Here is a 1,955-nt window from a genome sequence, read left to right on the forward strand (position 1 = left end):
CAGGCGCGGCTGACCACGTGGATCACCTGCGGCGCCGCCTCCGCGGGCGGATAGAGGGCCGGGTCGCCCGGCCGCGCCGTGAGGATCACGGCAAGGACGAGCGCTCCGACGATGCCGGCCAGCGCCTTCGCCAGCCGGCGCAAGGCTCAGGACGCCGGGTCGCTCAACCGCGCCAGCGCCTCCTGAAGCTTGGCCAGCCGCTCGGCCTCGGCCTCGCGCCGCTCGCGGCTCTCCTCGATCACCTCCTCGGGGGCGCGCGCCACGAAGTCGGCGTTCCCGAGCTTGCCGTCGAGCTTCCTGATCTCGCCCTCGGCCTTGGCGGCCTCCTTCTTCAGGCGCGCCACCTCGGCGCCGAGGTCGACGATGCCCTCCAGCGGCAGGGCCGCGACGCTGCCGCGGACCAGCAGTTGCACCGCGTTCTTCGGCGCGGCGTCGGCGAACCCGATCTCGGAGAGGCGGGCGAGGCGCACCAGCGTGTCGTGCCAGGCGCCGATCCGCGCCCGCACCGCCGCATCGGCCCCGACGATCACCAGCGGAACCTGCGCGCCGGCCGGAACCCCGGTCTCGGAGCGGGCCGAGCGCACCTCGGAGACGAGGTCGACCACGAAGCCGATCTCGGTCTCGGCCTCGGCATCCGCCAGCCCCGACAGGTCGGGCCAGGGCTGGAGCGTGAGCAGGCCGCGATCGGGCAGCGCCGCGCCCTTGATCGCCCACAGCTCCTCGGTGAGGAACGGCATGAACGGATGCAGCAGCTTCGCGATCTGGTCGATCAGGAAGGCGATGGTCGCTTGCGTCTCGCCCTTCAGCGCCGGGTCGACGCCCTCGCCCTGGAGCACGGGCTTGGCCAGCTCGATCGTCCAGTCGCAGAAGATGTTCCAGACGAAGCGGTAGGCGGCGGCCGCCGCGTCGTTGAAGCGGTAGGCCTCCAGAGCGGCGGTGACCTCGGCGACGGCACGCGCGGCCTCCCCGAGCGCCCAGCGGTTCAGCGGCTCCCGCACCGCCTTCGGATCGAAGGCGGGATCGAGGGCGCAGCCGTTCATCTCGGCGAAGCGCGCGGCGTTCCAGAGCTTCGTCGCGAAGTTGCGGTACCCTTCCACGCGGGCCGGGCTGAGCTTGATGTCGCGCCCCTGCGCGGCGAGCGCCGTCAGGGTGAAGCGCAGCGCGTCGGCGCCGTACTGGTCGATCAGCCCGAGCGGGTCGACGACGTTGCCCTTCGACTTCGACATCTTGGCGCCGGAGGCGTCGCGCACCAGCGTGTGCAGGTAGACCGTGTCGAACGGGACCTCGTCGGTGACGTGCAGGCCGAGCATCATCATGCGGGCGACCCAGAAGAACAGGATGTCCTTGCCGGTCACCAGCGTGTTGGTCGGGTAGTAGCGCGCGAGCTCGGCGGTCTTCTCCGGCCAGCCCAGCGTCGAGAACGGCCACAGGGCGGAGGAGAACCAGGTGTCGAGGACGTCCTCGTCGCGGCGCAACGCGACCGGCGAGCCCTGCTTGGCCGCGGCCTGCGCCTCGGCTTCCGCCTCGCTGCCGGCGACGTAGATGCCACCCTCCGCGTCGTACCAGACCGGGATCTGGTGACCCCACCAGAGCTGGCGCGAGATGCACCACGGCTCGATGTTCTCGAGCCACTGGAAGAAGGTCTTCTCGGAATTCTCCGGCACGAAGCGCGTGCGCCCGTCGCGCACCGCCTGAAGCGCGCGCTCGGCCAGCGGCTTCACGTTCACGTACCACTGGTCGGTCAGGTAGGGCTCGATCACCACGCCCGAGCGGTCGCCGTGCGGGACGGCGTGGGTGTTGGCTTCGATCTCGCGCAGGCGTCCCGCCGCCTCCATCAGCGCGACGACGGCCTTGCGGGCCGCGAACCGGTCGAGGCCGTGGAGGGCCAGCGCCTCCGCATCCGGGTTCGCGTCGGCCAGGAAGTCGGCGTTGCCGTCGAGTGCGATCCGCGCCTC

General features: G+C 71.6%; 1 protein-coding gene. It reads right to left on the reverse strand.

The window, feature by feature from the left end:
- Positions 1 to 146: 146 nt before the first annotated feature.
- Positions 147 to 1,955: valine--tRNA ligase (locus tag FV223_RS26395; RefSeq protein WP_147729699.1), on the reverse strand; the 1,809-nt coding region annotated here is incomplete at its 5' end.

This window comes from Methylobacterium sp. WL116 (assembly GCF_008039455.1).
Lineage (GTDB): Bacteria > Pseudomonadota > Alphaproteobacteria > Rhizobiales > Beijerinckiaceae > Methylobacterium.